Here is a 26,651-nt window from a genome sequence, read left to right on the forward strand (position 1 = left end):
GCACATCCAGCGGATGCGTCGGCACGGGAGAAGGCATGATGACCGAGATCTTTGCGCAAGGTGACCTGCTGATCGAGCGGGTGTCCGATGTCGCGCCATCGGGAGCGCTCACGGAGACCGCCGAAGGTGTGCCGCTGGTCCTGCTGGAGGGCGAGGCCACCGGACATTGTCATGCGATCCGCGAGCGCGTGACGCTGTTTCGCGACGACGATCTGGCGCGCGACATTCCGGCCGGGCTCTATCTCGGGCATCTCCAGATTGCCTCGGCCTATGCGCGGGTGACGCATCAGGAGCATGCGCCGCTGACGCTGCCGCGCGGGACCTATCGAGTGCGCCGCCAGCGTGAGTTGGGGCCGCGAGATGCGCGCGTCCTCGCCGATTGAGCAGACGGCGGCGTTGGGCGATTACCGTGCACGGTGGAGAGCCGTCCGACGCTCGACCGCGCCTGCCGATCGCGACAGCGCGGAGCAGGGCGTGCGGCTTGCCTATCGTGCTGCAGGACTGGAGCCGCCGGCCCGCATCGTCTGGTGCGACGGCCCGCAGGCGCTGGCCGGGCTTGTCGTTTCGCGCGATGACGGCCGCAATCTCCGCTTTCAGCTCGTCGATCGGCTTCGCCGTCAAATCATTTCGAAAATCGAGGCGCGGATTCACCGGAAGGTGCTTGCCGCGGTCGACAGCGCAGTCAATCCCGCGGACGCGCTGGTCACTGCTGCGGCCGAGGCGGTGATTCGGAACGTGCCGGAGCAGAACCTGTCCGTGCTGGGCCAGCTGCGCCGAACCGGTCTGTCGCTCGCTGGCGTGCTGCAGGCGCTCACCGCCCCGCGGAGCTTTTCGAGCTGCGCGGCGGGGCCGCACGATCTGTCGTGGCTGGGTGCTTACGACTATCTCCGCGAGGTCCTCGGTTTGCACGCCGAGACCGAGCCGCTGCGCGGCCTGATGCAACTCGCGACGGGCGTGGGCTGGCTGCTGCCGCACGAGCACACCTGCTGGCTCGCGGAGCGACCGAACCTGTTATGCGGCGATGCGCGCGACCGGCTGCATCACGCCAGCGGTCCGGCGCTGCGTTATCCCGACGGTTGGTCGATCTGGGCCTGGCGCGGGGTGGAGGTGCCACGCTGGATCATCGAGCACCAGGACCGGATCACGCTCGCTGCGATCGACGACCAGATCGACGTCCAGGTCCGCCGCTGCATGATCGAGATCATGACGCCGGAGCGTTACGTCGCGCTCGGCGGCGCCACCCGCGTGGCCGAGGACGAGACCGGAATCCTGTGGCGCCGCAACTGGCTCGCCGCGGACGCCTGGGCCGCCGTGGAGGTCGTCAACGCCACGCCCGAGCCGGACGGCACGCGCAGGCATTTCTTCCTCCAAGTGCCGGCCAATCTGCACACGCCGCGCGAAGCGGTTGCGTGGACCTACGGCATGAGGGCAGAGGCCTATGCACACCTCGTGGTGAGGACGTGAGGCACATCTTCTTGGCGGCTAAAGCGCGATGAGATTTGGATGAATCGTCATCGCGCTTTAGGTTGTTGTTTACGCATGATCTTTCCGGAAAACCGCTTCGCACTTTTCCGGATCATGCTTTAGAGCAGAATGGCCTTTGGTTGAATCGATCGAGCCGCGGGATCACTCGACCTCTCCCGCGTGCGGGAGAGGTCGGCGCGAAGCGCCGGGTGAGGGCTTTCTCCTCTTGGGGGTTCTCGATTGCGGAGACACCCTCTCCCCCAGCCCGAGCGGGGGAGGGAGCGCATCTTCTCCATGGCAACCAGCCAAGCCCAATTTCACCCGCCTTAACTGCGGTAGTAGCGCCACATCCGCAGGAAGGTGCGATGGATCACGTCCGGCGGCTGATCGAACGGCTCGACATTGATCCGCACCATGTTGGTGTGGCTCATCCGCCAGGGTAGCCGCATCAGCCAGCGCCAGGACGGCTGCTTGCGCCAGTCGGCCACGAGCGCGCTGGTGAGCGGCGCGTTCAGCACGATCTGGAGTTCATGCACCGTCATGGCGCGCTCGGCGATCTCGACAAGGTCGATGCGCTCGATGGCGCGCCAGCGGATCAGGCCGAAGGCCTGGACGAAGATGCCGTACTGGTTCGCGCCGATCGTGGGCCGGCCGGTCTCGAGCAGTGGAATATTGTAGTAGGTAAACCCGGCCGCGAGCGCCGCGAGCGCAAGCCAGTAGAACTCGCCGGTGAGAAACGCGGCGGTGCAGAAGATCGCGGCCAGCGCCGCCGTGACGTAAACCGGGAAATAGACATCGTCGCGGCCATAAGCGACCGAGTAGCCACCGACATGTTCCTCGTCCAGGGCTGCGCTCATGGACGTGGAGGCTACGACCATCGACCGCAAATAAAAACGGCCGCAAATAAAAACGGGGCCGCGAAGGGCCCCGTCAAAGTCGTTCAGCGTCCCGCGATCTTACTTGATCTTGGCTTCGCGGAATTCGACGTGCTTGCGCGCGACCGGGTCGTACTTCTTCTTGACCAGCTTGTCGGTCATGGTGCGCGAATTCTTCTTGGCGACGTAGTAGAAGCCGGTGTCGGCCGAGGACACGAGCTTGACCTTGATGGTGACCGCTTTGGCCATGTTCTGAACCTCAGAAAATTGGGGAATCTGGAGCCGGCCAAACGGCCCGCGTTGGCCGGCAACCTAGCCAGAAACCGCCTGATGTCAAGGTTTTAGGGGACTGAAACCACCCAAATCGGCCCGATCAGGCCTCGAAGAACCGGTTTTTCGGCCGCGGCAGGCCCAAATTCTCCCTCAAAGTGGGCCCTTCATACTCTTTGCGGAAAATCCCGCGGCGCTGCAGCTCCGGCACGACCTTGTCGACGAAATCGTCGAGGCCGGCGGGCAGGAACGGGAACATGATGTTGAAGCCGTCCGAGCCGCGCCCGACCAGCCATTCCTCCATCTGGTCGGCGATGGTCTTGGCGGTGCCGACGAAGGACAGCCCGCCATAGCCGCCGACGCGCTGGGCGAGCTGGCGCACGGTGAGCTTTTCGCGGGCGGCGAGATCGACCATGCGCTGGCGGCCGCTCTTGCTGGCATTGGTCTCGGGGATGTCGGGGAGAGGGCCGTCCGGATCGAAGCCGGAGGCATCGGTACCGAGAATGACGGACAGCGAGGCGATGGCGCTGTCGTAATGCACGCGGCTGTCGAGCAGCGCGCGCTTCTCCTTGGCTTCATCGACGCTGTCGCCGACGACGACGAAGGCGCCGGGCAAGATTTTGAGGTGTTCGGGATCGCGGCCGATCTTCTCCATGCGGCCCTTGATGTCGGCATAGAGCTTTTGCCCGTCGGCGAGGCTGCCGCCGCCGGTGAACACGGCTTCAGCCGTTTCGGCCGCGAGCTGCTTGCCGTCTTCGGACGCGCCGGCCTGCACGATCACCGGCCAACCCTGCACCGGACGGGCGATGTTAAGGGGGCCGCGCACTTTGAGATATTTGCCGTTGTGGTCGAGCGTGTGCATCTTCGCGGGATCGAAGAACAGGCCGCTCTCGACGTCGCGCACGAACGCATCGTCGGCGAAGGAATCCCAGAGGCCCGTGACGACGTCGTAGAACTCGCGGGCGCGCTTGTAGCGCTCGGCGTGCTCCATGTGATCGTCTAGGCCGAAATTCAGCGCTGCATCCGGATTCGAGGTGGTGACGATATTCCAGCCGGCGCGGCCGCCGCTGAGATGGTCGAGCGAGGCAAAGCGGCGCGCGACATGATAGGGCTCGTCGAAAGTGGTCGAGCCCGTCGCGATCAGGCCGATGCGCTCGGTGACGGCGGACAGCGCCGACAGCAGCGTGAACGGCTCGAACGACGTCACCGTGTGGCTGCGCTTGAGCGCATTGATCGGCATGTTCAAGACGGCGAGGTGATCGGCCATGAAGAAGGCGTCGAACTTGCCGGCCTCGAGCTTCCTAATCAGCTGCTTGATGTGACTGATGTTGAAATTGGCGTCGGGCCAGGCGCCGGGATAGCGCCAGGCGCCGGTGTGGATGCTGATCGGGCGCATGAACGCGCCAAGCTTGAGTTGCCGTTGTGCCATCGCCCGGTGTCCGTTTTGGGTGTCGTTGCGAAAGACATAGGCATGCGGCGGAACTCCGCCATTGGCGGCGGCGGGAAGATTATTTCGTTTTTTGCAGATCTCTCAGCACGTCATTCCGGGGCGCGCCTCTTGGCGCGAGCCCGGAATCCATCGAGCTGCAGACACGGTGGATGAATCGGATTCCGGGTTCGCGCTGCGCGCGCCCCGGAATGACGGCGAGGGGAGCGCCGATCAGCTCAAAACATCCTTCTGCATCTTGCCGCCGTAGAAATGGAAGAACGGCACCGGCGCATCGTGGCGCAGCGGGCCGGTGGCAAGGCGGGTGTCGAGCTCGTTGAGCACGTTGCGCGTCATCGGATGCAGATCCGCGAGCGGTTTTGAGCCAAGCTCGACCCAGACCAGCTCGACCAGCTCGGCATCGGCATGGATCACGCCGTCGACGCGGTGGGTGATCGCGGAGGCATCTGCCGTGAAGAAGCGGGTGTCGAAGCGTTTGACGCGGCCGGGCGGGGTGATGGCGCGGGCGATCAGGAACAGGCCGGAGGGATCGGGCAGCAGGCCGGCATCCGCGAATGGCTTCCAGGGGCCTTCGAGCTTGGGCACCTTGTCCTCCGCTCTGCGGCCGAGGCAGAGACCCGTCTCCTCGCAGGCTTCGCGGATCGCGGCAATGGCGAGCGACTTCGCGCGCGAGGCCGGGGTCTTCGGGCTGCCCTTGGCGAGATTGGCTTCGAGCTCGGCGGTGATGGGCGCGGCGCAGGGCACGCGATAATCGGCCTTGTCGACACGGCCGCCGGGGAAGACGAACTTGCCGGGCATGAACACCACCTTGTCGTGGCGCTTGCCAACCAGCACTTTCGGAATGGGCCCGCTGCGATCGACCAGGATCAGCGTCGCCGCATCCCTTGGGCGAAAATAGGGATGGTGGTCGGCTTCCTTCTCATCGTGAACCTTGGCCTTCTCCACTGCCTGCGCCGTATCCGTCATATCCTCACCCAAACCGTTTTTTGCTTCTTACTTACACAGGCGGAATACCATCGGGAGGGTTCTCGTCAAACCCGTGCATGCGCAGAGCCCATTGCAAGCCGACCACAGCTCCCTTCACGGGCTGCAACAACGCGAGCGAGGCGACGAAGGTGAAGGGCAGATAGGCCACGAAACTGAGCCAGATCGGCGTGGTGTAGTTGGTCTCGATCCAGAGGATGGCCGGCACCACGATGTGACCGACGATGACGATGACGAGATAGGCGGGCAGATCGTCGGCACGATGCGGGGTGAAGTCGAGGCCGCATTTGGCGCAATTGTCCGCCGTCTTCAGGAAGGCGCGGAACAGCTTTCCCTCGCCGCAGCGCGGGCAGCGACCGCGAAAGCCGCGCTTCATCGCAGCCCACACGTCGCGCTTCTCGACGAGGCCGGTCTCGCGCGTCCAGATCTTTGGGGCCGTGCTCATCGTCACCATGCCTTGCCCTTCTGTCCCTTGCCTTTGCCCTTGCTCTTTCCCTTGACCTTCCTGCCCTTGGCAGATTTTTGCTTTTCCGGCTTGCGTTTTCTCTCCGGACTGCGCCCCGGATGCGCCTTGGACAATTTGCGCTGCGGACGGAACGGCCGGCGCTCGCGGGGACTGGTCTCGCGTTCTGACGACAGCAGCTCGAAGCGTAGCGCGCCTGCGATAGGAGCTGCTTCTATCAGACGGACGTCGACGACGTCACCCAGCTGATGCATGGTGCCGCTGCGCGTGCCGACGAGGGCGTGGCGGCTCTCGTCATAGTTGAAATATTCCGTGCCGAGGGATCGGATCGGGATCAATCCATCGGCGCCGGTCTCGCTCAGCTTGACGAAAAGACCGGCGCGGGTGACGCCGGAGACGCGTCCCTGGAAGCTGGCGCCGATGCGGTCGGCGAGGTGATGCGCGATCAGGCGATCGACGGTCTCGCGCTCCGCCTTCATCGCGCGCCGTTCGGTCAGCGAGATATGCGCGGCGACCTCGCCGAGCGATTCCGGCGTTTCGCTGTCGGGCAGGGCGCCTTCGCCGAGGCCGAGCGCGCGGACCAGTGCGCGGTGCACGATGAGGTCGGCATAGCGGCGGATCGGCGAGGTGAAATGCGCATAGCGGCGCAGGTTCAGGCCGAAATGGCCGTAATTCTCCGCGGAATATTCCGCCTGCGCCTGGGTGCGCAGCACGACCTCGCTCACCAGCGGGTAATAGTCGTGACCTTCGAGCTGGGCCAGCACGCGGTTGAACAGGGTGGGGCGCAACGCGCCTGATTTCGCGAAGGGAACGTCGAGCGTTTGCAGAAACTCGCTGAGCGCGTGGACCTTCTCCAGCGTCGGCTCATCGTGCACGCGATAGATCAGCGGCAGCGATTTCTTCTCCAGCATCTCGGCCGCGGCGACGTTGGCGAGGATCATGAACTCCTCGATCAGCTTGTGCGCATCGAGACGTTCGGGCACGACGACGCGGTCGACCGTGCCGTCGCTCTTCAACAGGATCTTGCGCTCGGGCAGATCGAGATTGAGCGGATCGCGCTCGTCGCGGGCGCGCTTGACGCAAGCATAGGCGGCGTAGAGCGGCCTCAGGATCGGATCGAGCAGCGGGCCGGTGGTGTCATCAGGTCGACCGTCGATCGCAGCCTGTGCCTGCGCATAATCGCAGCTTCGCCGCCGAGCGCATCAGGATGCGGTGGAAACTGTGCGAGCGCTTGCGGCCGTCGGGTCCGATCACCATCCGCACCGCGAGCGCGCCGCGTGGCTCGCCCGGCACCAGCGAGCAGAGATTGTTGGAGATGCGCTCCGGCAGCATCGGCACGACGCGGTCGGGGAAATAGACCGAGTTGCCGCGATCGAGCGCGTCGCGGTCGAGCGCGGTGCCCGGCCGCACGTAGAAGCTCACGTCTGCGATGGCGACGTTGACGATGAAGCCACCCTTGTTGTTGGGATCGTCGTCGGCCTGCGCATGCACCGCGTCGTCGTGATCCTTCGCATCCGGCGGATCGATGGTGACGAGCGGCACGTCGCGCCAATCCTCGCGCCCTTTCAGGTTCGCAGGCTCGGCCGCTTCCGCCTCGCGTTCGGCGGCAGGGGAAAATTGCAAGGGGATGTCGTGGGCATAGATCGCGATCAGGCTGATCGCCTTCTCCGACTTGACCGAGCCGAGCCTCTCCTTGACCCGGCCGGAGGCGAGGCCAAAGCCGCGCGAGCGGACGATGTCGACGCTGACGAGGTCGCCGTCCTGCGCGCCTTGTGTATCGGTCTTCGCGATGTTCAACTCGCGGTCGGCGAACTTCTTGTCGACGGGAACGAGCCGTCCGCCGCCTTCGGGCAGTGCTCGGAATACACCGAGGATGCGGCTCTTGGCCTTGTCGATGAGCTTGATGATGCGGCCGCGATAGGCGGGGCCTTCGTCCTCGTCGGTGCGTTCGACGCGCAGCAGCGCGCGGTCGCCGACGCCGGCGGCGGTGCCGGGCTTGGGCCGGCGCGGCATCTCGATCAGGATTTTGGGCGGCTCGCCGCTTTCGACCTCGTCCCATTCGGCCGGTGAGGCGATCAATTCGCCGTCGCTGTCGCGCCCGGTGATGTCGGCGAGCAGCGTCGGCGGAAGCGTGTCCGGCTCGGAGACCTTGTGCCGCTTCTTCTTGATGATGCCGTCGTCGGCGAGCTCGCGCAGCATGCGCCTGAGCTCGGCGCGATCGGCGTTCTTCAGGCCGAACTCGCGCGCAATTTCGCGGGTCCCGACCTTTCCGTGGTTTGCCTTGATGAAGGCGACGATGGCTGTCCGGTCGGGAAAGCCACGGTCATTCTTGCGTTTCACTTAACCTCTAATTCTTGCCGGCACTCTTCTTGGCCGGAGCCTTGGTGGCGGCTGCCTTGGTCGGCGACGGCTTTGTGGCAGAAGTCTTGGCGGTCGACGGCACGGCGGCGCGCGCCTTGCTGGTGGATTCGGTTTTCGATTTGGCCGCGGCTTTCTTCGTGGCGGGTTTCTTCGGCTTTGGCGCGGCGTCCTCTCCGTCCGCAGCCTTCTCCGTAGCCTTCTTGGCCTTGGCGGGCTTTGCCGCCTTCTTCGCCTTGGTCTTGCCGCCGCCCTTGGCCGCGCGTTCGTCGATCAGCGCGATCGCCTGCGGCAGCGTGATGGCGTCCTTTTCGAACTCGGCCGGGATCGTCGCGTTGACGCCGCCTGCGGTGACATAGGGGCCATAGCGGCCGCTCTTCACGGTGACGGTGCCGAGCGTCGGATGATCGCCGATTGCCTTGCCGGGATCGGCGCCGAAGCGGCGGCTCGGGCCCTTCGCGACCTTTTCCGCGATCAGCGTCACCGCGCGGTTGAGGCCGATGTCGAACACCTCGTCGCCGGCCTCGAGGCTGGCGTAGGTCTTCTCGTGCTTCACGAACGGCCCGAAGCGGCCGAGGCCGGCGGTGATCGGCTGACCGGTTTCCGGGTGCTTGCCGATCACGCGCGGCAGCGACAGCAGTTTCAGCGCAAGCTCGAGGTCGACATCGCTGGGCGAGGTGCCCTTCGGAATGCCCGCGCGCTTCGGCTTCTCGCCTTCCGCATAATCCTTCTGCTCGCCGAGCTGGATGTAGGGGCCGAAGCGGCCGGCCTTGACCCAGACATCGAAGCCGGTGTCGGGATCCTGGCCGAGCGAGCGGTCGGCGTTGGCTTCGCCATCAGCGGCGAGCTGGCGGGTATAGCGGCACTCCGGATAGTTCGAGCAGCCGACGAAGGCGCCGAACTTGCCGGCCTTCAGGTTCAGCCGGCCGGTGCCGCAGTTCGGGCACTGCCTGATGTCGCCGCCATCGGCGCGGGGCGGATAGATGTGCGGGCCCAGCATCTCGTCGAGCACGTCAAGCACCTGCGCGACGCGCAAATCCTTGATGTCGTCGACGGCGCCGATGAAGTCGCGCCAGAAATCCTTCAGCACCTCCTGCCAGGAGATCTCGTTGTTGGAGATGCGGTCGAGCTGCTCTTCGAGGCCCGCGGTGAAATCGTATTCGACGTAGCGGCTGAAGAAGCTCTCGAGGAACGCGATCACGACGCGGCCCTTGTCCTCGCCATGCAGGCGCTTCTTCTCCAGCTTGACGTAGCCGCGGTCCTTCAGGACCTGGAGGATCGAGGCATAGGTCGAGGGTCGGCCGATGCCGAGCTCTTCCATGCGCTTGACGAGGGATGCCTCAGAGAAGCGCGGCGGCGGCTCGGTGAAATGCTGGGTGACGGCGAGCGACTGCCGCTTCAGGGCTTCGCCTGCGCTCATGCCGGGCAGGCGGCGGGAATCCTCGTCCTCCTCGTCGTCGCGGCCTTCCTGGTAGAGCGCGAGGAAACCGTCGAACTTGATGACCTGCCCGGTGGCGCGCAGCTCCAGCGTCCGGCCGCCGGCTTTTGCGGTGATGTCGACCGTGGTGCGCTCGAGCTCGGCCGCCTCCATCTGGCTCGCGATGGTACGCTTCCAGATCAGCTCATAGAGCCGGGCCTGATCGGCATCGAGCTTGCGGCTCATGCTGTCGGGGCGGCGCGAGAGGTCGGTCGGACGGATCGCCTCGTGCGCTTCCTGGGCGTTCTTGGCCTTGGCCTGGTACTGGCGGGGAGCGTCCGGCACATAAGCGTTGCCGTAATCCTCGCCTATCACCTTGCGCGCCTGGGTGATCGCCTCGGGGGCAATCTGCACGCCATCGGTTCGCATATAAGTAATGAGTCCGGTGGTCTCGCCGCCGATGTCGATGCCTTCATAGAGGCGCTGGGCGATGCGCATCGTGTGCGCCGGCGCAAAGCCGTATTTGCGGCTGGCTTCCTGCCGCAGCGTCGAGGTGGTGAAGGGCGCCTGCGGATTGCGCCGCGCGGGCTTGGCATCGACCGCGGTCACGGCGTAGGCGGCTGCTTCCAGCGCCTTCTTGAAGTCTTCGGCTTCCGCGCCGGTGCCGATGTCGAGGCGCTGGATCTTCTTGCCGTCGGCACCGACCAGGCGGGCCTCGAAGGCATCGCCGCGCGGGGTCAGCAGGGTCGCGACCAGCGACCAATATTCGCGCGGGACGAACTTCTCGATCTCGAGCTCGCGGTCGCAGACGAGGCGCAGCGCCACCGACTGCACGCGGCCGGCCGAGCGCGCGCCGGGCAGCTTGCGCCACAGCACGGGGGAGAGGGTGAAGCCGACCAGATAGTCCAGCGCACGGCGCGCCATATAGGCATCGACCAGCGCGCCGTCGATCTGGCGCGGATGCTTCATGGCTTCCGAGATCGCCTGCTTGGTGATGGCGTTGAACACTACGCGCTCGATCTTCTGGTCCTTCAGCGCGCGCTTCTCTTTAAGCACCTCCAGCACGTGCCAGGAGATGGCCTCACCCTCGCGATCAGGGTCGGTGGCGAGAATCAGGCGGTCAGCGCCTTTCAGCGACCTCGCGATATCGTTCAGCCGTCCGGCGGCCTTGGGGTCGACCTCCCAGATCATCTTGAAATTGGCGTCGGGATCGACGGAGCCGTTCTTGGCGGGGAGGTCGCGGACATGGCCGAACGACGCCAGAACCTCGTAGGACGAGCCCAGATATTTGTTGATCGTCTTGGCTTTCGCCGGCGACTCCACAATGACGATATTCATGTAGTTCCAGTAACTTGCGGGAAAATCTTGGCCGAATACGAAAGGACTCGGGTCGGCCGTTTCGACCCGAGCATGGGTGGTGAGGCCGGTCCTGTCGAAATCGGCGGGTGTTGAACGCCGCCGCAATGGGAAAAATTTCATATCGAGAAAGTTGCAAAATACCACCTTGGAGTTGCGGCCGATGTCGGCGTAATGTTTCCGCGGGGCATGGATTCGGGGTGGGTCTGGTGACTAGGCCAGGAAAGAAACGGGCGCGCGCCGCATCGGGCGCGCCGGGAGGCTCGCGCAACGAGGAACCGGGGGAAGGTGGGGCGGATGAGGCGGTGGCCTTCATTGCCGAGCAGACGGCTGCTCTGCGCAAGCTCGCCGAGCGCCACAAGCTGCACGTGTTACATTATCTCTTGGGCATGACACAGCTCGAGGCCGACGAGCATCTGAGGCTGCGGAGCAGGCGCAAGCTGTCGTGAGCGACTCTAGAGTAAGGCGCGCTGTCTCAACGTCGTCATTGCGAGCGCAGCGAAGCAATCCAGAATCCCTCCGCGGAAAGACTCTGGATTGCTTCGCTACGCTCGCAATGACTGTTTGGTGCCGGTCGTGCGCCGTCAGGCCGACCGCCGCCGCGGCGCCGGCCGCGGCTTCAGCGTGGTGTCGGCCGGGCTGAGCAACCGGCCGTCCTCGGCGCGCATTTCGAGCTTCTTCACCGGGCGGCCCTTGGCGCGATCGATCAGGATGGTCGCGATCTCTTCGGGGTGATCGTCGAACTCCTCGCTCCATTGCCGCAGCGCCACCAGGATCGGGAAGGTGCCGCGGCCCTTCTCCGTCAGCACGTATTCCTGGTAGCCGCTGCCGTCGGAGGCCGGGGCGGTCGCCAGAATGCCGTGCTCGACGAGTGACCGCAGTCGCACCGACAAGATGTTCTTGGCCATGCCGAGCTTGCTCTGGAATTCGCCGAAACGGCGTGCGCCGAGCAGCGCCTCGCGGATGATCAGCAGCGACCACCAGTCGCCGAGCGCCTCCAGCGATCGCGCGATCGGGCAGGCATCGCCCTCAAAGCTCGTTCGTTTCACCATGGTCTTTCGTCCTGTCGCGTTCGCCCGCTTTCGGGGGGGCGATCACGCGCTTGTGTGGTTGCATCATAAAACCGTATGCCCTAGATGGCAAATTAGTTTTATCATGCAACCACTGGAGGCGAACGTGAGACTGACGAACAAGACGGCCCTGATTACCGGCGGCAACAGCGGCATTGGCCTTGCGACCGCAAAATTGTTCGTGGCCGAGGGCGCCAGGGTCGTGATCACCGGGCGCAACAAGGAGACGCTGGAGGCAGCTGCGAAAAAGCTCGGGCCGAATGCGCTGGCGCTCGCCGCCGACGCCACCGACATCGCCGCGACGGAAGCCGCGATCAAGAAGGGCGCCGAGACGTTCGGCAAGTTCGACATCGTCTTCGCCAATGCCGGCATCGCCGGCGGCACGCCGCTCGGCTCGGCGACGCTGGACGTCTTCGAGAAGGTCATCAGCACGAACCTCACCGGCGTGTTCTTCACCGTTCAGTCGGCGCTGCCGTATCTCAACGACAACGCCTCGATCATTCTCAACGGTTCGGTGATCTCCGTGCTCGGCATTCCCGGCTACTCCGCTTACGGCGCCGCGAAGGCCGGCGTCCGCGCGATGGCGCGGACCATGGCCTCGGAACTGTCGCCGCGCGGCGTTCGCGTCAACGTGGTGGCGCCCGGTGCGATCCGCACGCCGATCTGGGGACCTGCGGTCGCGACGCCCGAGGCCGAGAAGGCGTTCGAGAAACGGATCGCGCTATCGACGCCGCTCGGCCGCATCGGCGAAACGGATCACGTTGCGAAGACGGTGCTGTTCCTCGCCTCCGATGATTCCGCCGACGTGCAGGGCCAGGAGATCTTCGTCGACGGCGGCGCGGTGGCCTCGCCGAGCGGCGCGCCGATCTATCGCGGCTAACCTAAAGCGCGATGACGATTCATCCAACTTTCATCGCGCTTTAGCGCAAATTGAATTGGTTGGCGCAATGCGCGCGGTTGCGCCGGCCGGTTCCTGCATCTTGCGCGACGTGCTCCAAAACCTTTGCGTGAGGACTTGAACCTCCGCGCGCACTGCCAAGACATTTTTACGGGCAGGGGGCAGAAGACTCATTTTTAAGGGAGTCCGTTATGCCGAAAGCAGCCCGTATTTTTTCGTCGATTTCATCACCGCGTATTTACACTGAAAATTCCGCCACCCCGGCCAAACGCTCCGGAAGGTCCGAACTCGTCGCGGTCGCACTGTTTTCCGGAATCGGCCTGTTCGTCTCGCTCGTCGCCGTGATCCTGGGCATGCAGGGCGTCTGGTTTTAGCTTTGCAGATGGCGCAGCCGTCCATCAGCCGCCGCAGGCGATGCCGCGGCGACTGATGATGTCGGTCTGATCTCAGGCCGCGCGCAGGCTGGTTGCCGCCTGGAGCGCGCCGGCCAGAGACTTCTCGCGATGCTCCGGTCCGACCTGGATGCCGTCGGCGATGATGAATTCGGCATTATGGATGCCCATGAAGCCGAATACGCCGCGCAGATAGCTTTCGAGGTGCTCCAGCGCTGCGGCGGGCGAACCCGCGCCATAGTATCCGCCGCGGGAGATCGCGACGATCACGCGCTTGCCGCCGGCGAGCCCCTCCGGCCCCGCCGCGCCATACTCAAAAGTCTTCCCCGCCACCAGGACGCGGTCGATCCAGGCCTTGAGCTGGCTTGGGATCGTGAAATTGTACATGGGTGCGCCGATGACGACGATGTCGGCGGCCAAGAACTCGTCCAGCGCGGCTGCGCTCGCGGCGAGGTCGGGTGCGAGTTCCGCCGGCGCGGGTGCGCCTTGCGCGGCCGCCAGGTGTGAGCCGGAGAGGTGGGCGAGCGGGGTCTGGGTCAGGTCGCGATAGGTGATGTCGAGCCCGGGCGTCGCCTGGCGCAGCCGGTCGACGATGGCGGCGGAAACCTGCCGGCTGACGGAGTGGGGGCCGAGGACGCTGGAGTCGATATGGAGGAGTTTCATTGGGGTCACCCATGGTATAAGTTTGTAACCCGCGCTACATGAGTGACTGTCGAAATCCCCGCAAGAACGCACTTTTTTGAGCCATGGGCACATTATTGAAACCTGAAAACACCGATTTGCCTGCTCCGCCGAGGCCAAATCCAAGGTCGGATACAAGGCCCGACCCAAGGCCGGATCCCAACCATGCGGATTGTCGTGGGGTCGCCTCCGTGCTGTCCCGTGTCGGCGACAAATGGAGCGTGTTCGTCATCATGATGCTCAGCGACGGGCCGAAGCGCTTCAATGAGCTGAAGCGCATGATCAACGGCATCTCGCAGCGGATGCTGACCTTGACGCTGCGTGGCCTCGAGCGCGACGGCCTCGTCACGCGCACGATCTTCCCCACCATTCCGCCGCGCGTGGACTACGAGCTCACCGATCTCGGCCGCGGCCTGTCGCGCCCCGTGGAAGCGCTCGGCAGCTGGGCGAAGGACCATCTGGCGCAGATCGAGGCGGCACGGACGAAGTTCGACCAGCGCAACGAGGGCTGAAGCGGAGAATGGAGAATAAGGAGTAGGAGCCTGATCGTGCTGCGAGGTGGATTTTACCCTCCCCTGGAGGGGGAGGGTCGGCTCACATTGAGCGCAGCGAAATGTGGGACGGGGTGGGGTGACAGTCTCTCCGTCTCAAACAGAGCCTGCGTGGAGAGATCACCCCACCCCGCTCGCGCTTCGCGCGATCGACCCTCCCCCTCCAGGGGAGGGCAAGGTACGGGCCAGCTCCCTAAAGCAGCGATACCAATCCGCCGCCGTGACGCTCCAGCTTGCCGGCGAGCTCGAGCTCCAGCAGCACGGTGCGCACGATTGCGGGCGAGGCGCCGGACATCCGCACGAGATCGTCGATCGAGATTGGGGCAGGGCCGAGCAGGCCGGTGATCTGGTCGCGATCGTGGCCTTGCGGATCGCTCTCGAACGGCTCGCTGTCGGGCTCGCCTGCGGGGTGCATCAGCGGCCGCTCCATGATCGGCTGCACCGCATTGACGATGTCGGCGGCCTCGGTGACGAGCGTTGCTCCCTGCTTGATCAGATCGTTGGTGCCGGCGGCGCGCGGATCGAGCGGCGATCCGGGCACTGCGAACACCTCGCGGCCCTGTTCGGCCGCCATGCGGGCGGTGATCAGCGAGCCCGAGCGGTGCGCCGCTTCCACCACGACCACGCCGAGCGACGCACCGGAGATCAGGCGGTTGCGGCGGGGAAAGTCGCGGGCACGTGGCTCATGGCCGAGCGGCATCTCGGAGATCGCAGCGCCCTCATGGTCGAGGATCGCGGCGAGCAGGTCGCCATGCTCGGGCGGATAGATGCAATCATGCCCGCCGGCGAGCACGGCGATCGTGCCGCTTTCGATGCTCGTGCGATGCGCGGCCTGGTCGACGCCGCGGGCGAGGCCGGAGATGACGACGAAACCGGCTTCGCCAAGCTCGCGCGCAAGCTGGCCGGCAAACTTCAAGCCGGCGCCGGAGGCATTTCGAGAGCCGACGATCGCGATCATCGGTCGCATCAAGGTTTTCGCGTCGCCGCGCACGGCGAGCAATGGCGGCGCATCGTCGAGCGTTGCGAGCCGCGCCGGATAGCCGTCTTCGCCGGGCGCGCGCCAGGCGATGCCGAACTTGCGGCTTGCGGCGAGCTCGGCCTTCGCTTCATCGGCGCTACAGATGCGCCCCGATCGCTGCGCACCGCCGCGGCGCGCCAGATCCGGCAGCCGCTCCAGCGCGGCGCGCGCCGTGCCGAAATGGTCGACCAGCGAACGGAAGGTGCGCGGCCCGACATTGTCGGAGCGGATCAGCCGCAGGCAGTCGATCCGCTCAGACTCGGTCAGCTCCACGCTTGGATTGATGGCGTCCACGGCGTCTCCTTGCAGACACAGCATGGAACAACCTGAGGGCGTTGCGCAACAGGGACGTGCGCTTGCGCGACCGCGCCCCGATGCTAAAAGCGATCCCAATAAGAAGGATTTTGCCATGATCTCACTCGCCGATCTCCAGCGCCGCATTGAAGCCGGCGAGTTGTCGCCCGATGCCGCGATCGCGCAATCGCATGCGGCGATCGAGGCCAAGGAGAAGGACGTCCGCGCCTTCGTCCGCCACGACAAGGCTGCGAAGGCGCAAGGCGCCGGTCCGCTGCGGGGCATCGCGGTCGGGATCAAGGACATCATCGACACGGCCAATATGCCGACCGAGATGGGCTCGGAGATCTATCGCGGCTGGCAGCCGCGCTCGGATGCGCCGGTCGTGATGATGCTGAAGCGGGCGGGCGCCACCATCATCGGCAAGACCACGACCACGGCGTTCGCCTCGCGCGATCCCACGCCGACGCGCAATCCGCACAATACGGGCCATTCGCCAGGCGGCTCGTCCTCGGGCTCTGCGGCAGCCGTCGGCGCCGGCATGATCCCGCTGGCGCTGGGCACCCAGACCGGCGGCTCGGTGATCCGTCCCGCCGCCTATTGCGGGACCGCCGCGATCAAGCCGTCGTTCCGCATGCTGCCGACGGTCGGTGTGAAGTGCTATTCATGGGCGCTAGACACGGTCGGCCTGTTCGGCGCGCGCGCGGAGGATCTCGCGCGCGGGCTGCTGGCGATGACGGGGCGCAGCGAATTCTCCGGCATCACCGCAGCGAAGTCGCCGCGGATCGGCGTCGTCAGGCAGGAGTTCGCCGGCGCCGTCGAGCCGGCGGCTGAAGAGGGGCTGCAAGCCGCGATCAAGGCGGCGACGCGCGCCGGCGCCAGCGTGCAGACCATCGATCTGCCCGAAGCGGTGCAGAAGGCCTGGCGCATCCATCCGATCATCCAGGATTTCGAGGCGCATCGCGCACTCGCCTGGGAGTTTTCCGAGCGCCACGACGAGATCGCGCCGATGCTGCGCGCCAGTCTCGATGCGACGGTCGGCCTGACGCCGAAGGAATATGACGAGGCGCGGCGGATCAGCCGGCGCGGCCGCCGCGAGCTCGGCGAGCTGTTCGAGGGCGTCGACGTGCTCCTGACCTATTCCGCGCCAGGTACGGCGCCGGCCAAGGAGCTCGCGACCACGGGCGATCCCCGTTACAACCGGCTCTGGACGCTGATGGGCAATCCTTGCGTCAACGTGCCGGTGCTGAAGGTCGGCGGCCTGCCGATCGGCGTGCAGGTGATCGCGCGCTTCGGCAACGATCCGCTCGCACTCGCAGCGGCCTGGTTCTTGGAGGACGCGCTGGCGAAATCAGGCTAGCGCGGGATGCGACTTGGTTGAATCGATGCGCCTCCGGGACTCGATACACCTCTCCCGTAGGGAGAGGTCGCATCGTGAGATGCGATCCGGGTGAGGGGTTATGACCTCACCGAATGCCACAGCCCCTCACCCGGATTGCACTGGACGATGCTCCGCATCGCCAGACGCAATCCGACCTCTCCCCGTTGGGGAGAGGTGAACCACGGACCGCCGGCAGACCGTCACACCCTATACCAGCGCGGGTTCGGCTGGAGCGATGCGCTGATCGGATGCAGGTGAGGCTGCACTGACAGCGGTGCCTTGCTTCAACCAGCGCTCCGCGGCCTCGCGGCCGCTCCGGTGCAAGAGGCGAATGAAGCCTCGGCCGAGATCGGTGGAGGAGCGTTGCGCCAGCCCGTCAACGAAGTCTTCGGCTGCGATCCTGGAGAGCCGCAGCGATGGCGCGGCATGAGCCTGCGCCCATTCGATCGCGGCGATCTCGGCGTTGAGCGCGGCGTTGGCTGCAATCTGGTCGAGCCGGCGGTCGATCGCGGCAAGCGTGATCGGCACGTAGCTGTCGCGCGCCGGCGTGACCTGGACCAGCAGGACATCGGACGTCATCGTTTCCTGCGCCAGCCGCAGCAGCGGCGGGTTGCCGCCAAAGCCGCCGTCCCAATAGGCCTCGCCGTCGATCTCGACGGCGCAGTGGACGAGGGGCGGGCAGGTCGAGGCCAGCGCGACGTCGGCGGTGACAGCGTCATTGCGGAAGATCTGTTGCTGGCCGTCGTGGATCCGCGTCGCTGCGATCAAGAGCTTGGGACAGTTCGGATGGCGCAGGGCGGCGAAATCGATGTCGCGCGACAGCGCCTGCCGCAGCGGATCGAGATCGAACGGATCGAAGTGGCCGGAGCGCAGCGTCGGCCCGAACGCGACCGAGCTTCCCGCTGGCGAAAAGCCGCCGACCAGCATCAGCGCGCGGAACGAGGCTTCATGCATCAGGCGGAGCCAGAACCGGTTCAGCCGTGACCGCGCGCCTTCGCGCCCGCCTTCGGCAAAGCCGGAGGCGAGCAGCAGCGCGTTGATGGCGCCGGCGCTGGCGCCACTAATGGTGTCGATCGCGATGGAGGGCTCTTCCAGCAGCCGCTCGAGCACGCCCCAAGTGAAGGCGGCGAAGGTGCCGCCGCCCTGAAGCGCCAGCGACAGTTTTCGCGGCGGCCATTGATCGGAATGCGTCCGCGCGGGCGCGACCGGTGCAGCCTTCGTCATGACGATATCGACGGGAGCGTCGGCTTTCGCGAGCGGCTCAGGCTGCGGTGCTTGCGGTAAAGCGGGAGCAGGTTCTAGTGCGGGAGGCGGCGAGGCCGCATCGGACCAGATATTGGTCATCGACAGCAGTCGGCTCGCTGCGGTGCCCGAAGCACCCTGCGAACCAACCCCGTCATGCGCGCCGACAATCTTCTCGCTCATTCTGAGCTACCGCGTAACGCTATCCACGCTGTCAGGATGACAGCCCAGAATCCCGCTGGCCAATACAACAGTGATTCGGCCGCAAGTTGCGAACAGGATTTGGGATATAATGTGGAAGGGCCGTTTCGGTATCCGTAGATGCCCGGCTCCGGAGTTTTGTTTTGACGCGTCTTCTTGACGCGAACCGGCATCCACTTCGCTCGAAAGCACTCTAGGCCTTCTCGCCGATCCGGCTTTCCTTGCCCGCTTGCAAGCGCTTGATGTTCTCGCGATGCGCGTAGAACAGCAACAGTGTCAGCACTGCTGTCAGAGCAGACAATGCGAGATGCCCGAACCACCACAGGAACATCGGCGTGATGAACGCCGCCACCAGCGCGGAGAGCGAAGAGTAGCGGGTGGTGAAGGCGGTCGCCAGCCAGAGCAGACAGAACACGACGGCGCCAGGCCAGAACAGGCCGAGCAGGATGCCGATATAGACGGCCACGCCCTTGCCGCCTTTGAACTTGAGCCAGACCGGGAAGAGATGGCCGAGGAAAGCGCCGAGCCCGGCCACCATGGCGGCATTGGGGCCTGCAATGTAGCCGGCAATCACCACGGCCACGGTGCCCTTGAGCGCGTCGAACAGCAAGGTGCCTGCGGCGAGGCTCTTGCGTCCCGTGCGCAGCACATTGGTGGCGCCGATGCTGCCGGAGCCGATCGAGCGGATATCCTGCGTGCCCGCGAGCTTGGTGAGGATCAGCCCGAACGGAATCGAGCCGAGGAGGTAGCCGATGACGAAGGCCACCGGCAAAAATGCTTCAAGCCCCATGGCGGCAGCTCCAAAGGCTGGATCTCCATGTCGAACGATCGCGCGCGTCAGACATGCTCGTAGACCGTCCGTCCGCCGACAATGGTGCGCACCACGCGGCCTGTAAAGCGGGCCTCGTCGAACGGGGTGTTCTTGCAGGGCGATTTGAGGTCGGCGGGATCGACCACCCACGGCGTATCGGGGTCGATCACGATGACATCCGCCGGGCTGCCGGCGCGCAGGGTTCCGCCTTGTAGCCCGAGCAGCTCGGCCGGCCGGGTCGACATCGCGCGGATCAGCGTTTTCAGTTCCATCTCGCCATTGTGCACGAGGCGCAGGCCCGCGGGCAGCATGGTCTCGAGTCCGACGGCGCCGGGAGCGGCTTCCGCGAACGGCAGGCGCTTGACCTCGACGTCCTGCGGATTGTGATCGGACATGATGACGTCGAGAAGGCCGGAGGCGAGTGCCGCCACCAGCGCGCGGCGATCGTCCTCGGTGCGCAACGGAGGCGACAGCTTCAGGAACGAACGATAGGGCCCGATGTCGTTCTCGTTCAGCGCCAGATGGTTGATCGAGACCGAGGCGCTGACGGTAAGCCCGGCGTCGCGGGCGCGCTCGAGGATCTCGAGGGAGTTGATGCAGGTCAGCGACGCCGCGTGGTAGCGGCCGCCCGTGAGCGCGACGAGCCGCAGATCGCGCTCCAGCATCACGGCTTCGGCGGCATTCGGGATGCCCATCAGGCCGAGCCGGGTGGCGAACTCGCCCTCGTTCATCACGCCTTCGCCGACGAGGTTGGGATCCTCGGTGTGATGCACGATCAGCGCGTTGAAGTCGCGGGCGTAGGTCAGCGCGCGGCGCATCACCTGGGCGTTGGTCACGCTTCTGTCGCCGTCGCTGAAGGCGACCGCGCCGGCGGCTTTCAACAGGCCGAACTCGGTCATCTCCTCGCCGTGCATGCCCTTGGTGAGGGCCGCCATCGGCTGGATGTTGACGATCGCGGTGTCGCGGGCGCGCCGCATCACGAAGTCGACCGTCGCCGAATTGTCGATGACGGGCGAGGTGGCGGGCTGGCAGATGATGGTGGTGATGCCGCCGGTTGCGGCGGCCTGGCTCGCCGAGGCAAAGGTCTCGCGGTGGCTGAGGCCGGGCTCGCCGACGAAGGCGCGCATGTCGATCAGGCCCGGCGCCACGATCTTGCCGGAGCAGTTGACGATGTCGGTACCCTCGGGGACGCCGGCCGCGCCAATGCCGCGGCGGGTCTCGCGGACGATGCCGTCGGCAATGAGAACGTCGGCGACACCGTCGAAATCCTTGCTGGGATCGACGACGCGGGCGTTGGCGAGCAGGATGGGGCGGCGGTCGGTCAACATCGGCATCACGCGTTCGGCAGGTTGCGGGCGAGCGCTTCCAGCACGGCCATGCGCACGGCGACGCCCATCTCGACCTGTTCGCGGATCAGGGACTGGGCGCCATCGGCCACGATCGAGTTGATCTCCACGCCGCGGTTCATCGGGCCGGGATGCATCACGAGTGCGTCCGGCTTGGCGTAGGCGAGCTTCTTCTGGTCGAGCCCGAAATAATAGAAGTATTCCGATGACGACGGCACAAAGGAGCCGTTCATGCGCTCGCGCTGCAGCCGCAGCATCATGACGATGTCGGCGCCTTCGAGGCCCTCGCGCATGTCGCGCGCGACCTCGACGCCCATCCGCTCGATGCCGGGCGGCAACAGCGTGGAGGGGCCGACGACGCGGACGCGGGCACCCATGGTGTTGAGCAGGATGATGTTGGAGCGGGCGACGCGCGAATGCAGCACGTCGCCGCAGATCGCGACCACGAGGCCCTCGATCCGACCCTTGTTGCGGCGGATGGTGAGCGCGTCGAGCAGGGCCTGCGTTGGGTGCTCATGTGCACCATCGCCGGCATTGATCACGGAACCGTCGACCTTGCGTGCCAACAGTTCCACCGCGCCGGAGGCGTGATGGCGCACCACCAGGATGTCAGGGTGCATCGCGTTCAGCGTCACCGCGGTGTCGATCAGGGTCTCGCCCTTGCGGATCGAGGACGAGGACACCGACATGTTCATGACGTCGGCACCCAGCCGCTTGCCGGCGAGCTCGAACGAGGACTGGGTCCGGGTGGAAGCCTCGAAGAAGAGGTTCACCTGCGTCCGTCCACGCAGGACGGTACGCTTCTTGTCAACTTGGCGGTTGAGCTCGACATATTCTTCGGACAGGTCGAGGAGGCCGGTGATGTCGGCCGCGGAAAGGCCCTCGATGCCCAGCAAATGCCGGTGGCCGAGGACGAAGGTCGATTTCGATGTCATTAAAAGCAGAGCTATAGGGGGACGGCGGGGGAGCAAGGGGCAAAGGTGAGGAAGTGAGTTATCCCCTGATCTGTCGGTGCGGGCGGCGCGACGTCATCCTCTCCGTCATGCCCGGGCTTGTCCTGGCTTGTGCCGGGCATCCACGTTCTTCTATCGCATTTGACGCAAAAGAACATGGATGGCCGGGCCTTCGCCTCGCCGAAGCGGCTTCGGCCGCGCAGGCGGGACAAGCCCGGCCGTGACGGTCCGGAGGCCATAGCGTGAGATCACTTCTGATTGCGATTGTCGTGATGGCTATCGTTTCGCCTAACCACGCCCAATCGCTGCCCGGCGGCTTCGTGTACCTGCGCGACATCGACCCCAGCATCATCCAGGACATCCGCTACGCCACATCGAACAATTTCGTTGGCCGTCCGCTCGCCGGCTATGGCGCCGGCGAATGCGTGGTGAAGCGGGAGGTGGGGCTGCGGCTGAAGGCCGTTCAAGAGGAACTGGTGGCGCAAAATCTCTCGCTCAAGATGTTCGACTGCTACCGGCCGGCGCGGGCCTCCCTCGACATGGTGAAGTGGTCGCAGAACGGCCACGAGACGGCGGCCGAGCGGCGCTACAATCCCAAAATTCCCAAGACCGAGCTGTTCCGCCTCGGCTACATCGCCAGCCGTTCGCAGCATTCCACCGGGGCGGCGCTCGATCTCACTCTGGTCGATCTCAAAGGCGACAATTCCGCCAAATATGATCCGTCAAGGATCTATGCCGATTGCACGGCACCGGCCGAGGCGCGGGCGCCGGAGGGCAGTGTCGACATGGGCACCGGCTATGACTGTACCGATGCGCTGGGCCATACTGCGGCACCATCTATCAACCCGGCCCAGCGCGCCTGGCGCAAGCGGCTGGTGGCTGCGATGGCGAGGCAAGGCTTTGTGAACTATTCGAAGGAGTGGTGGCATTTTTCCCTGCCGGGGGCGGGCGGGGCGGCCTATGATTTCCCGATCCAGCCGCGAACAAGGTAGAGTTCAATTGAGGCGGAAGCAGCCGCGAGCAGGTTTACCTCTCCCAAGGGGAGAGGTCGGCGCGAAGCGCCGGGTGAGGGGATCAGGTCCCTCGTTCGAGCGTAACCCCTCACCCGCGCCTGCGGCGCGACCTCTCCCGTCGGGAGAGGTGGCACCGCCCGCGGCGAGATACGGTCGATCGGAAGCATCATGACCCAGCCGAGCTTTGCGACCCACGAGGTCTTCAACCAGTCGCCGCCGTTCGAGAACGTCGACCTGTTCGCGGTGGATCGGCCGCTGGTCGAGGCGGTCAAGGCCAATGGCGGTGCGGCGGCGGAACGCGAGCTCTCGGAGTTCGGCAAGCACTGGGGCTCGGCCGCGATGGCTGATCGCGGGCGCGTCGCGAACGAGAACACGCCAAAACTGCGCACATTCGATGCCAAGGGCAATCGTCGCGACCAGGTCGAGTTTCACCCCTCTTATCACGAGTTGATGGCGCACAGCGCGCATGCCGGCGTGCACAATTCGACGTGGACGGCGGACGGGAAGCCCGCGGGCGATGCCGCCGAGGTCATCCGCGCGGCAAAATTCTATATCGCCGCGCAAGTCGAGACCGGCCATCTCTGCCCGATCACGATGACGCGCGCCTCCGTGGCCGCGCTGGCGATGCAGCCGGATCTGCTCGCGCGCGTGATGCCGGTGCTGTCGACGAAAAGCTACGATCCCAGCTTCGCGCCGTGGTGGGAAAAGCGGGGCATGACGCTCGGCATGGGCATGACCGAGAAGCAGGGCGGCACCGACGTCCGCGCCAACATGACGCGCGCAGTGCGCGACGGCGATGCCTACCGCATCACCGGCCACAAATGGTTCATGTCGGCGCCGATGTGTGACGCATTCCTGGTGCTGGCGCAGACAGACGCTGGGCTGACCTGCTTCTTCATGCCGCGTTTTGCGCCGGATGGCTCGGTGAATGCGATCCAATTCCAGCGGCTGAAGGACAAGCTCGGCAACCGCTCCAATGCCTCCTCGGAGGTCGAGTTCGTCGGCGCCTATGCGCAAGCGGTCGGCGAGGAGGGCAAGGGCATCCGCACCATCATCCAGATGGTGCAACTGACGCGGCAGGATTGCGCGATCGCCTCCGTCGGCCTGATGCGCTCGGGCCTCGCACATGCGCTGCATCACGCCCGTCACCGCAGCGTGTTCCAGAAGCATCTCGCAGACCAGCCCTTGATGCAGGCGGTGCTGTCGGACATGGCGCTGCATGTCGAGGCGAGCACAGCCCTGGTGATGCGGCTCTGCCGCGCCTTCGACCGCACGCCGCACGATGCGGCGGAGGCCGCGTACATGCGGCTGCTGACGCCCGCGATCAAATACTGGACCTGCAAGAGCGCGCCGCCGTTCCTCTACGAGGCGATGGAGTGCCTCGGCGGCAACGGCTATGTCGAAGACGGCATTTTGGCGCGTCACTACCGCGAGTCTCCCGTCAACGCGATCTGGGAAGGCTCGGGTAACGTCATGTGCCTCGACGTGCTCCGCGCGCTCTCGCGCGAGCCGGAGGCGGCGATGGCGGTGCTGCAATCGCTCGCGGCCGAGACAAAGGGGCTGCCAGGGACAGAAGATGCGGTGGCGTTCATCGGCAAAACCTTCCGCCGCGCCGACGGCGAACGGGTCGCGCGGCTTGCGGTCGAGAGGCTGGCGCTGCTCGCTGCGGCTGCGGCGCTGAACGGCGTGTCACCGCACGATGCCGAACTGTTCGCGAGCACGCGTCTCGCTGCCAATCACGCCAGCATGTACGGTGCCGTGGAGCTCGACAGCGCCGACGTGCGCGCGCTGCTGGAGCGCGCGCTGCCGTGAGTCTCCCAAACGAAAGCCTTTTGATGGACTCCGTTAATCCCGATCATCCGCCATTGAGGGTAACGCCTGCGACGCCGCATGTCTGGATGTTCTGGGGCACGGCGCTGTGGGGCTTCCTCATCTTCGTCGCGATGTTCGTCGGGCAGATCGGCGCGATCGTTCTGCTGGTGGCGGAGCGTGGTTTGCCCATGGACCTCGCTTCGCTGCAACTTGTCGGCCGTGAGCCCCAGGCGCTGGCGCTGTCGGTCACCATGGGTCTGCCAGCGACGCTGGCTGCGGTCTGGCTTGCCATTCGTATCAAGAAGGCGTCCTTCGTCGATTACCTCGCGCTGCGTTGGCCGGCCTGGAAGCAACTGGCATTCGGCGCCGTGGGGCTCATCCTGCTGGTACTGATCTGGGAGACGATGTCGCGCGCGCTCGGCCGCGAGGCGACGCCGGGGTTCATGGCCGATCTGTTGAAATCGGGCCGCGACAAGGGCGCCGCAATGGTGCTGCTGTTCGCCTTCAGCGTCGCTGCGCCGATGTCGGAAGAAGTCCTGGCGCGGGGCTTCCTCTATCGCGGCTGGTCGGCAAGCTTCCTGCGGGTGCCTGGCGCGATCCTCCTGTCGTCGCTGGTTTGGACGGTCGTGCACCTGCAATACGACATGTACTTCCTCGCCGAGGTCTTCACCATCGGATTGTGGTTCGGCTACATGCGCTATCGCGCCAATTCGCTCTGGCTCACGGCCGTGCTGCATGCGCTCAACAATCTGACCGCAGTGGTGCTGACGATGTGGCTGGGTGTCTGAGGTCTCATACTCCGTCATTGCGAGCGCAAGCGAAGCAATCCAGAATGGTTCCGCGGAGGAATTCTGGATTGCTTCGTCGCAAGGGCTCCTCGCAATGACGAGGTGAGGGAGCTCGCAATGACGAGTCTTAGGCCGCCAGCGCGATCGCCATTGGCATCGTGATGGCCGCAAAAATCGTCTGCAGCGTGATGATCTGCGCCAGCAGCGGCGCATCGCCGCCCATCTGGCGGGCCAGCACATAGGCGCTGGGCGAGGTCGGCACTGCCGCGCAGATCGCCACGATCGCGAGGCTATTGCCGGAAAGCCCGAACCAGGCACCGAGCACCAGCGCGAGCGCGGGCATCAGCGCGAGCTTGAAGACGACGCCGATCGCCGCTCCCATGCTCGGGCGCAAGAGGCCTTCGAGATGCAGGCCGGCGCCGGTGACGAGCAGGCCGATCGCGAGCGAGGAGCGGCTCAGCGCATCCGCCACCTCGTGCCAGAGCTTCGGCAGCGGCAGGTGCGTCAGGTTGACGGCAAGCCCGATGACGCAGGCCCAGATCAGAGGATTGCGGATCACCGTCATGACGATGGCGCGTGCGGACTGCTTTTTAGGCGCGGCGTAATGGGCGAGCACCACGACGCTGAGCACGTTGACCAGGGGAATGATCGCGACCATCGCCACGGAGGCGAGCGCCAGCCCGACGTCGCCGAACAGGTTGGCGGCGACCGACAGCCCGACGAAGGTCTGCCAGCGCGTTGCGCCCTGAAAGATCGAGGTGAAGGCGGGCCCGTCAATGCCGAGCCGCGACAAAGCGGGGCGCAGCGCGAGGCACAGCAGCGACATCGCGAGCGCCGACAGCAGCAGCGCGCCGCCGACGCCGGCGACCGGTACCTTGGAGAGGTCGGCCTTCACCAGCGTCTGGATCAGCAGCATCGGAAACAGCACGAAATAAGTCAGCCGCTCCAGCCCGTGCCACTGCGTGTCGAGCCGCATCAGGCTGCGCTTCAGCACGACGCCGAGCACGATGAGGACGAAGACCGGCAGCAGCGCCGCGATGACGACGGCCATGGATCAGTCCGTCCCCGGGCTCGCGCGAAGATTGGCGAGGCGGTCGAGCGCGCCTTGCAGGATGAAGATCGCGGCATGCTCGTCGATCACCTCGGCGCGCTTGGCGCGGCTGACATCCATGCCGATCAGCTCGCGCTCGACCGCTGCGGTCGAAAGGCGCTCGTCCCAGAGGCCGATGGGGAGCGCGGTCAGGCCGGCGAGATTGCGGGCGAAGGCGCGGGTCGACTGCGCGCGCGGGCCCTCGCTGCCGTCCATGTTGATGGGCAGGCCGAGCACGAAACCGGTCGCCTTGCGCTCGGCCGCGATCGCGAGCAGCCGGGCGGCATCCTGCTTGAACGCCTTGCGCTGGATCGTCTCGATGCCGGTCGCTAACCGCCGGTCGGGATCGGACACGGCAACGCCGATGGTCTTGGTGCCGAGGTCGAGCCCGATCAGCGCGCCGCGCGCGGGCCAGTGGGTTGCAGCATCGACGAGTGGCAGGATAAGAGCCGGCATGGCCTTAGCGCATATCACGC

The 26,651-nt window shown here is 65.6% G+C and carries 25 protein-coding genes and 1 pseudogene; 10 read left to right on the forward strand and 16 right to left on the reverse strand.

Going from position 1 to position 26,651, the window contains the following annotated elements; genetic code table 11:
- Positions 1 to 35 precede the first annotated feature (35 nt).
- Both ACSKB8_RS28280 and ACSKB8_RS28285 read left to right on the forward strand, forming a co-directional pair.
- Positions 36 to 383, forward strand: a complete 348-nt coding sequence (locus ACSKB8_RS28280) for a hypothetical protein (RefSeq protein WP_370985845.1) — start codon at positions 36 to 38, stop codon at positions 381 to 383.
- The gene (locus ACSKB8_RS28285; RefSeq protein ID WP_438107765.1) at positions 361 to 1,464 is read left to right on the forward strand and encodes a DUF6745 domain-containing protein; all 1,104 of its coding nucleotides are present in this window, start codon (positions 361 to 363) and stop codon (positions 1,462 to 1,464) included. The genes ACSKB8_RS28280 and ACSKB8_RS28285 overlap by 23 nt, the downstream gene beginning before the upstream one ends.
- A 326-nt stretch (positions 1,465 to 1,790) precedes the next feature.
- On the opposite strand, the gene ACSKB8_RS28290 is transcribed toward ACSKB8_RS28285, so the two are convergent.
- The 7 genes and pseudogenes from ACSKB8_RS28290 to topA form a co-directional block, all read right to left on the reverse strand.
- Positions 1,791 to 2,321, reverse strand: coding sequence for a hypothetical protein (locus ACSKB8_RS28290; RefSeq protein ID WP_370985848.1), 531 nt, complete (start codon positions 2,319 to 2,321; stop codon positions 1,791 to 1,793).
- Between the two features lie 99 nt (positions 2,322 to 2,420).
- Positions 2,421 to 2,588: a 50S ribosomal protein L33 gene (rpmG, locus tag ACSKB8_RS28295; RefSeq protein ID WP_007603295.1), complete on the reverse strand. Its 168-nt coding sequence runs from the start codon at positions 2,586 to 2,588 to the stop codon at positions 2,421 to 2,423.
- A 124-nt stretch (positions 2,589 to 2,712) separates the two neighbouring features.
- The gene (locus ACSKB8_RS28300; RefSeq protein WP_438107766.1) at positions 2,713 to 4,038 is read right to left on the reverse strand and encodes an LLM class flavin-dependent oxidoreductase; all 1,326 of its coding nucleotides are present in this window, start codon (positions 4,036 to 4,038) and stop codon (positions 2,713 to 2,715) included.
- 231 nt (positions 4,039 to 4,269) lie between these two features.
- Positions 4,270 to 5,022: an NUDIX hydrolase gene (locus tag ACSKB8_RS28305; protein ID WP_438107767.1), complete on the reverse strand. Its 753-nt coding sequence runs from the start codon at positions 5,020 to 5,022 to the stop codon at positions 4,270 to 4,272.
- A gap of 31 nt (positions 5,023 to 5,053) precedes the next feature.
- Positions 5,054 to 5,494, reverse strand: a complete 441-nt coding sequence (locus ACSKB8_RS28310) for a DUF983 domain-containing protein (RefSeq protein ID WP_370985853.1) — start codon at positions 5,492 to 5,494, stop codon at positions 5,054 to 5,056.
- Positions 5,488 to 7,843, reverse strand: a pseudogene (gene rnr, locus ACSKB8_RS28315) (ribonuclease R). Before rnr ends, ACSKB8_RS28310 begins: the two are co-directional and overlap by 7 nt.
- 7 nt (positions 7,844 to 7,850) lie before the next feature.
- Positions 7,851 to 10,616: a type I DNA topoisomerase gene (gene topA / locus ACSKB8_RS28320; RefSeq protein ID WP_438107768.1), complete on the reverse strand. Its 2,766-nt coding sequence runs from the start codon at positions 10,614 to 10,616 to the stop codon at positions 7,851 to 7,853.
- A 323-nt stretch (positions 10,617 to 10,939) separates the two neighbouring features.
- Here topA and ACSKB8_RS28325 point away from each other — a divergent pair, with 323 nt between their 5' ends.
- On the forward strand, positions 10,940 to 11,083 hold the full coding sequence (locus tag ACSKB8_RS28325) for a hypothetical protein (protein WP_244551336.1): 144 nt from the start codon (positions 10,940 to 10,942) through the stop codon (positions 11,081 to 11,083).
- Between the two features lie 135 nt (positions 11,084 to 11,218).
- On the opposite strand, the gene ACSKB8_RS28330 is transcribed toward ACSKB8_RS28325, so the two are convergent.
- Positions 11,219 to 11,686, reverse strand: coding sequence for a winged helix-turn-helix transcriptional regulator (locus ACSKB8_RS28330; protein WP_438107769.1), 468 nt, complete (start codon positions 11,684 to 11,686; stop codon positions 11,219 to 11,221).
- A gap of 124 nt (positions 11,687 to 11,810) precedes the next feature.
- Here ACSKB8_RS28330 and ACSKB8_RS28335 point away from each other — a divergent pair, with 124 nt between their 5' ends.
- Together ACSKB8_RS28335 and ACSKB8_RS28340 are read left to right on the forward strand one after the other, a co-directional pair.
- Positions 11,811 to 12,584 (forward strand): SDR family oxidoreductase, encoded by a 774-nt coding sequence (locus tag ACSKB8_RS28335; RefSeq protein ID WP_438107770.1) that lies wholly within the window; start codon positions 11,811 to 11,813, stop codon positions 12,582 to 12,584.
- Positions 12,585 to 12,793: 209 nt separating this feature from the next.
- On the forward strand, positions 12,794 to 12,976 hold the full coding sequence (locus ACSKB8_RS28340) for a hypothetical protein (protein ID WP_091895976.1): 183 nt from the start codon (positions 12,794 to 12,796) through the stop codon (positions 12,974 to 12,976).
- A gap of 72 nt (positions 12,977 to 13,048) precedes the next feature.
- On the opposite strand, the gene ACSKB8_RS28345 is transcribed toward ACSKB8_RS28340, so the two are convergent.
- Positions 13,049 to 13,657 (reverse strand): FMN-dependent NADH-azoreductase, encoded by a 609-nt coding sequence (locus tag ACSKB8_RS28345; protein ID WP_438107771.1) that lies wholly within the window; start codon positions 13,655 to 13,657, stop codon positions 13,049 to 13,051.
- Between the two features lie 83 nt (positions 13,658 to 13,740).
- On the opposite strand from ACSKB8_RS28345, the gene ACSKB8_RS28350 reads away from it, so the two are divergent.
- Positions 13,741 to 14,187 (forward strand): winged helix-turn-helix transcriptional regulator, encoded by a 447-nt coding sequence (locus ACSKB8_RS28350; protein WP_438107772.1) that lies wholly within the window; start codon positions 13,741 to 13,743, stop codon positions 14,185 to 14,187.
- Between the two features lie 232 nt (positions 14,188 to 14,419).
- Here ACSKB8_RS28350 and dprA read toward each other — a convergent pair whose 3' ends face one another.
- On the reverse strand, positions 14,420 to 15,562 hold the full coding sequence (gene dprA, locus ACSKB8_RS28355) for a DNA-processing protein DprA (RefSeq protein WP_438107773.1): 1,143 nt from the start codon (positions 15,560 to 15,562) through the stop codon (positions 14,420 to 14,422).
- A 91-nt stretch (positions 15,563 to 15,653) separates the two neighbouring features.
- Between dprA and ACSKB8_RS28360 the strand changes: the two genes are divergently transcribed.
- On the forward strand, positions 15,654 to 16,898 hold the full coding sequence (locus ACSKB8_RS28360; RefSeq protein WP_438107774.1) for an amidase: 1,245 nt from the start codon (positions 15,654 to 15,656) through the stop codon (positions 16,896 to 16,898).
- Between the two features lie 228 nt (positions 16,899 to 17,126).
- Here the strand turns inward: ACSKB8_RS28360 and ACSKB8_RS28365 are convergent, their stop codons facing one another.
- The 4 genes from ACSKB8_RS28365 to ACSKB8_RS28380 all read right to left on the reverse strand — a co-directional run bounded on the left by ACSKB8_RS28365 (position 17,127) and on the right by ACSKB8_RS28380 (position 21,454).
- The gene (locus ACSKB8_RS28365; protein WP_438107775.1) at positions 17,127 to 18,344 is read right to left on the reverse strand and encodes a patatin-like phospholipase family protein; all 1,218 of its coding nucleotides are present in this window, start codon (positions 18,342 to 18,344) and stop codon (positions 17,127 to 17,129) included.
- 211 nt (positions 18,345 to 18,555) lie between these two features.
- Positions 18,556 to 19,152, reverse strand: a complete 597-nt coding sequence (plsY, locus tag ACSKB8_RS28370; RefSeq protein WP_128933319.1) for a glycerol-3-phosphate 1-O-acyltransferase PlsY — start codon at positions 19,150 to 19,152, stop codon at positions 18,556 to 18,558.
- Between the two features lie 47 nt (positions 19,153 to 19,199).
- The gene (locus ACSKB8_RS28375; protein ID WP_438110708.1) at positions 19,200 to 20,501 is read right to left on the reverse strand and encodes a dihydroorotase; all 1,302 of its coding nucleotides are present in this window, start codon (positions 20,499 to 20,501) and stop codon (positions 19,200 to 19,202) included.
- Between the two features lie 5 nt (positions 20,502 to 20,506).
- Positions 20,507 to 21,454 (reverse strand): aspartate carbamoyltransferase catalytic subunit, encoded by a 948-nt coding sequence (locus ACSKB8_RS28380; protein ID WP_438107776.1) that lies wholly within the window; start codon positions 21,452 to 21,454, stop codon positions 20,507 to 20,509.
- 290 nt (positions 21,455 to 21,744) lie between these two features.
- Here ACSKB8_RS28380 and ACSKB8_RS28385 point away from each other — a divergent pair, with 290 nt between their 5' ends.
- The 3 genes from ACSKB8_RS28385 (at position 21,745) to ACSKB8_RS28395 (ending at position 25,085) form a co-directional block, all read left to right on the forward strand.
- Positions 21,745 to 22,464 (forward strand): M15 family metallopeptidase, encoded by a 720-nt coding sequence (locus ACSKB8_RS28385; protein WP_438107777.1) that lies wholly within the window; start codon positions 21,745 to 21,747, stop codon positions 22,462 to 22,464.
- A gap of 189 nt (positions 22,465 to 22,653) precedes the next feature.
- Complete coding sequence (locus ACSKB8_RS28390) at positions 22,654 to 24,297, forward strand: acyl-CoA dehydrogenase family protein (protein ID WP_438107778.1); 1,644 nt, start codon at positions 22,654 to 22,656, stop codon at positions 24,295 to 24,297.
- 23 nt (positions 24,298 to 24,320) lie between these two features.
- Positions 24,321 to 25,085 carry a CPBP family intramembrane glutamic endopeptidase gene (locus ACSKB8_RS28395; RefSeq protein WP_438107779.1) on the forward strand — a complete coding sequence of 255 codons (765 nt, stop codon included), beginning with the start codon at positions 24,321 to 24,323 and terminating at the stop codon, positions 25,083 to 25,085.
- A gap of 127 nt (positions 25,086 to 25,212) precedes the next feature.
- On the opposite strand, the gene ACSKB8_RS28400 is transcribed toward ACSKB8_RS28395, so the two are convergent.
- Together ACSKB8_RS28400 and ruvX are read right to left on the reverse strand one after the other, a co-directional pair.
- A complete protein-coding gene (locus ACSKB8_RS28400; protein WP_438107780.1) occupies positions 25,213 to 26,136 on the reverse strand; it encodes an AEC family transporter in 924 nt (307 codons plus the stop codon).
- 3 nt (positions 26,137 to 26,139) lie between these two features.
- A complete protein-coding gene (gene ruvX, locus ACSKB8_RS28405; protein WP_438107781.1) occupies positions 26,140 to 26,631 on the reverse strand; it encodes a Holliday junction resolvase RuvX in 492 nt (163 codons plus the stop codon).
- Positions 26,632 to 26,651 lie beyond the last annotated feature (20 nt).

It is taken from the genome of Bradyrhizobium sp. BR 1432, assembly GCF_051547705.1.
GTDB classification, from domain to species: Bacteria; Pseudomonadota; Alphaproteobacteria; order Rhizobiales; family Xanthobacteraceae; genus Bradyrhizobium; species Bradyrhizobium zhanjiangense.

Excerpts from the sequence above, each read along its gene's own strand:
- ACSKB8_RS28280 (WP_370985845.1), top strand. The coding sequence starts at position 36 with ATGATGACCGAGATCTTTGCGCAAGGTGACCTGCTGATCGAGCGGGTG.
- ACSKB8_RS28285 (WP_438107765.1), top strand. The coding sequence starts at position 361 with ATGCGCGCGTCCTCGCCGATTGAGCAGACGGCGGCGTTGGGCGATTAC.
- ACSKB8_RS28290 (WP_370985848.1), bottom strand. The coding sequence starts at position 2,321 with ATGAGCGCAGCCCTGGACGAGGAACATGTCGGTGGCTACTCGGTCGCT.
- rpmG (WP_007603295.1), bottom strand. The coding sequence starts at position 2,588 with ATGGCCAAAGCGGTCACCATCAAGGTCAAGCTCGTGTCCTCGGCCGAC.
- ACSKB8_RS28300 (WP_438107766.1), bottom strand. The coding sequence starts at position 4,038 with ATGGCACAACGGCAACTCAAGCTTGGCGCGTTCATGCGCCCGATCAGC.
- ACSKB8_RS28305 (WP_438107767.1), bottom strand. The coding sequence starts at position 5,022 with ATGACGGATACGGCGCAGGCAGTGGAGAAGGCCAAGGTTCACGATGAG.
- ACSKB8_RS28310 (WP_370985853.1), bottom strand. The coding sequence starts at position 5,494 with ATGGTGACGATGAGCACGGCCCCAAAGATCTGGACGCGCGAGACCGGC.
- topA (WP_438107768.1), bottom strand. The coding sequence starts at position 10,616 with ATGAATATCGTCATTGTGGAGTCGCCGGCGAAAGCCAAGACGATCAAC.
- ACSKB8_RS28330 (WP_438107769.1), bottom strand. The coding sequence starts at position 11,686 with ATGGTGAAACGAACGAGCTTTGAGGGCGATGCCTGCCCGATCGCGCGA.
- ACSKB8_RS28340 (WP_091895976.1), top strand. The coding sequence starts at position 12,794 with ATGCCGAAAGCAGCCCGTATTTTTTCGTCGATTTCATCACCGCGTATT.
- ACSKB8_RS28345 (WP_438107771.1), bottom strand. The coding sequence starts at position 13,657 with ATGAAACTCCTCCATATCGACTCCAGCGTCCTCGGCCCCCACTCCGTC.
- ACSKB8_RS28350 (WP_438107772.1), top strand. The coding sequence starts at position 13,741 with ATGGGCACATTATTGAAACCTGAAAACACCGATTTGCCTGCTCCGCCG.
- dprA (WP_438107773.1), bottom strand. The coding sequence starts at position 15,562 with ATGCTGTGTCTGCAAGGAGACGCCGTGGACGCCATCAATCCAAGCGTG.
- ACSKB8_RS28360 (WP_438107774.1), top strand. The coding sequence starts at position 15,654 with ATGATCTCACTCGCCGATCTCCAGCGCCGCATTGAAGCCGGCGAGTTG.
- ACSKB8_RS28365 (WP_438107775.1), bottom strand. The coding sequence starts at position 18,344 with ATGAGCGAGAAGATTGTCGGCGCGCATGACGGGGTTGGTTCGCAGGGT.
- plsY (WP_128933319.1), bottom strand. The coding sequence starts at position 19,152 with ATGGGGCTTGAAGCATTTTTGCCGGTGGCCTTCGTCATCGGCTACCTC.
- ACSKB8_RS28375 (WP_438110708.1), bottom strand. The coding sequence starts at position 20,501 with ATGTTGACCGACCGCCGCCCCATCCTGCTCGCCAACGCCCGCGTCGTC.
- ACSKB8_RS28380 (WP_438107776.1), bottom strand. The coding sequence starts at position 21,454 with ATGACATCGAAATCGACCTTCGTCCTCGGCCACCGGCATTTGCTGGGC.
- ACSKB8_RS28385 (WP_438107777.1), top strand. The coding sequence starts at position 21,745 with ATGGCTATCGTTTCGCCTAACCACGCCCAATCGCTGCCCGGCGGCTTC.
- ACSKB8_RS28390 (WP_438107778.1), top strand. The coding sequence starts at position 22,654 with ATGACCCAGCCGAGCTTTGCGACCCACGAGGTCTTCAACCAGTCGCCG.
- ACSKB8_RS28395 (WP_438107779.1), top strand. The coding sequence starts at position 24,321 with ATGGACTCCGTTAATCCCGATCATCCGCCATTGAGGGTAACGCCTGCG.
- ACSKB8_RS28400 (WP_438107780.1), bottom strand. The coding sequence starts at position 26,136 with ATGGCCGTCGTCATCGCGGCGCTGCTGCCGGTCTTCGTCCTCATCGTG.
- ruvX (WP_438107781.1), bottom strand. The coding sequence starts at position 26,631 with ATGCCGGCTCTTATCCTGCCACTCGTCGATGCTGCAACCCACTGGCCC.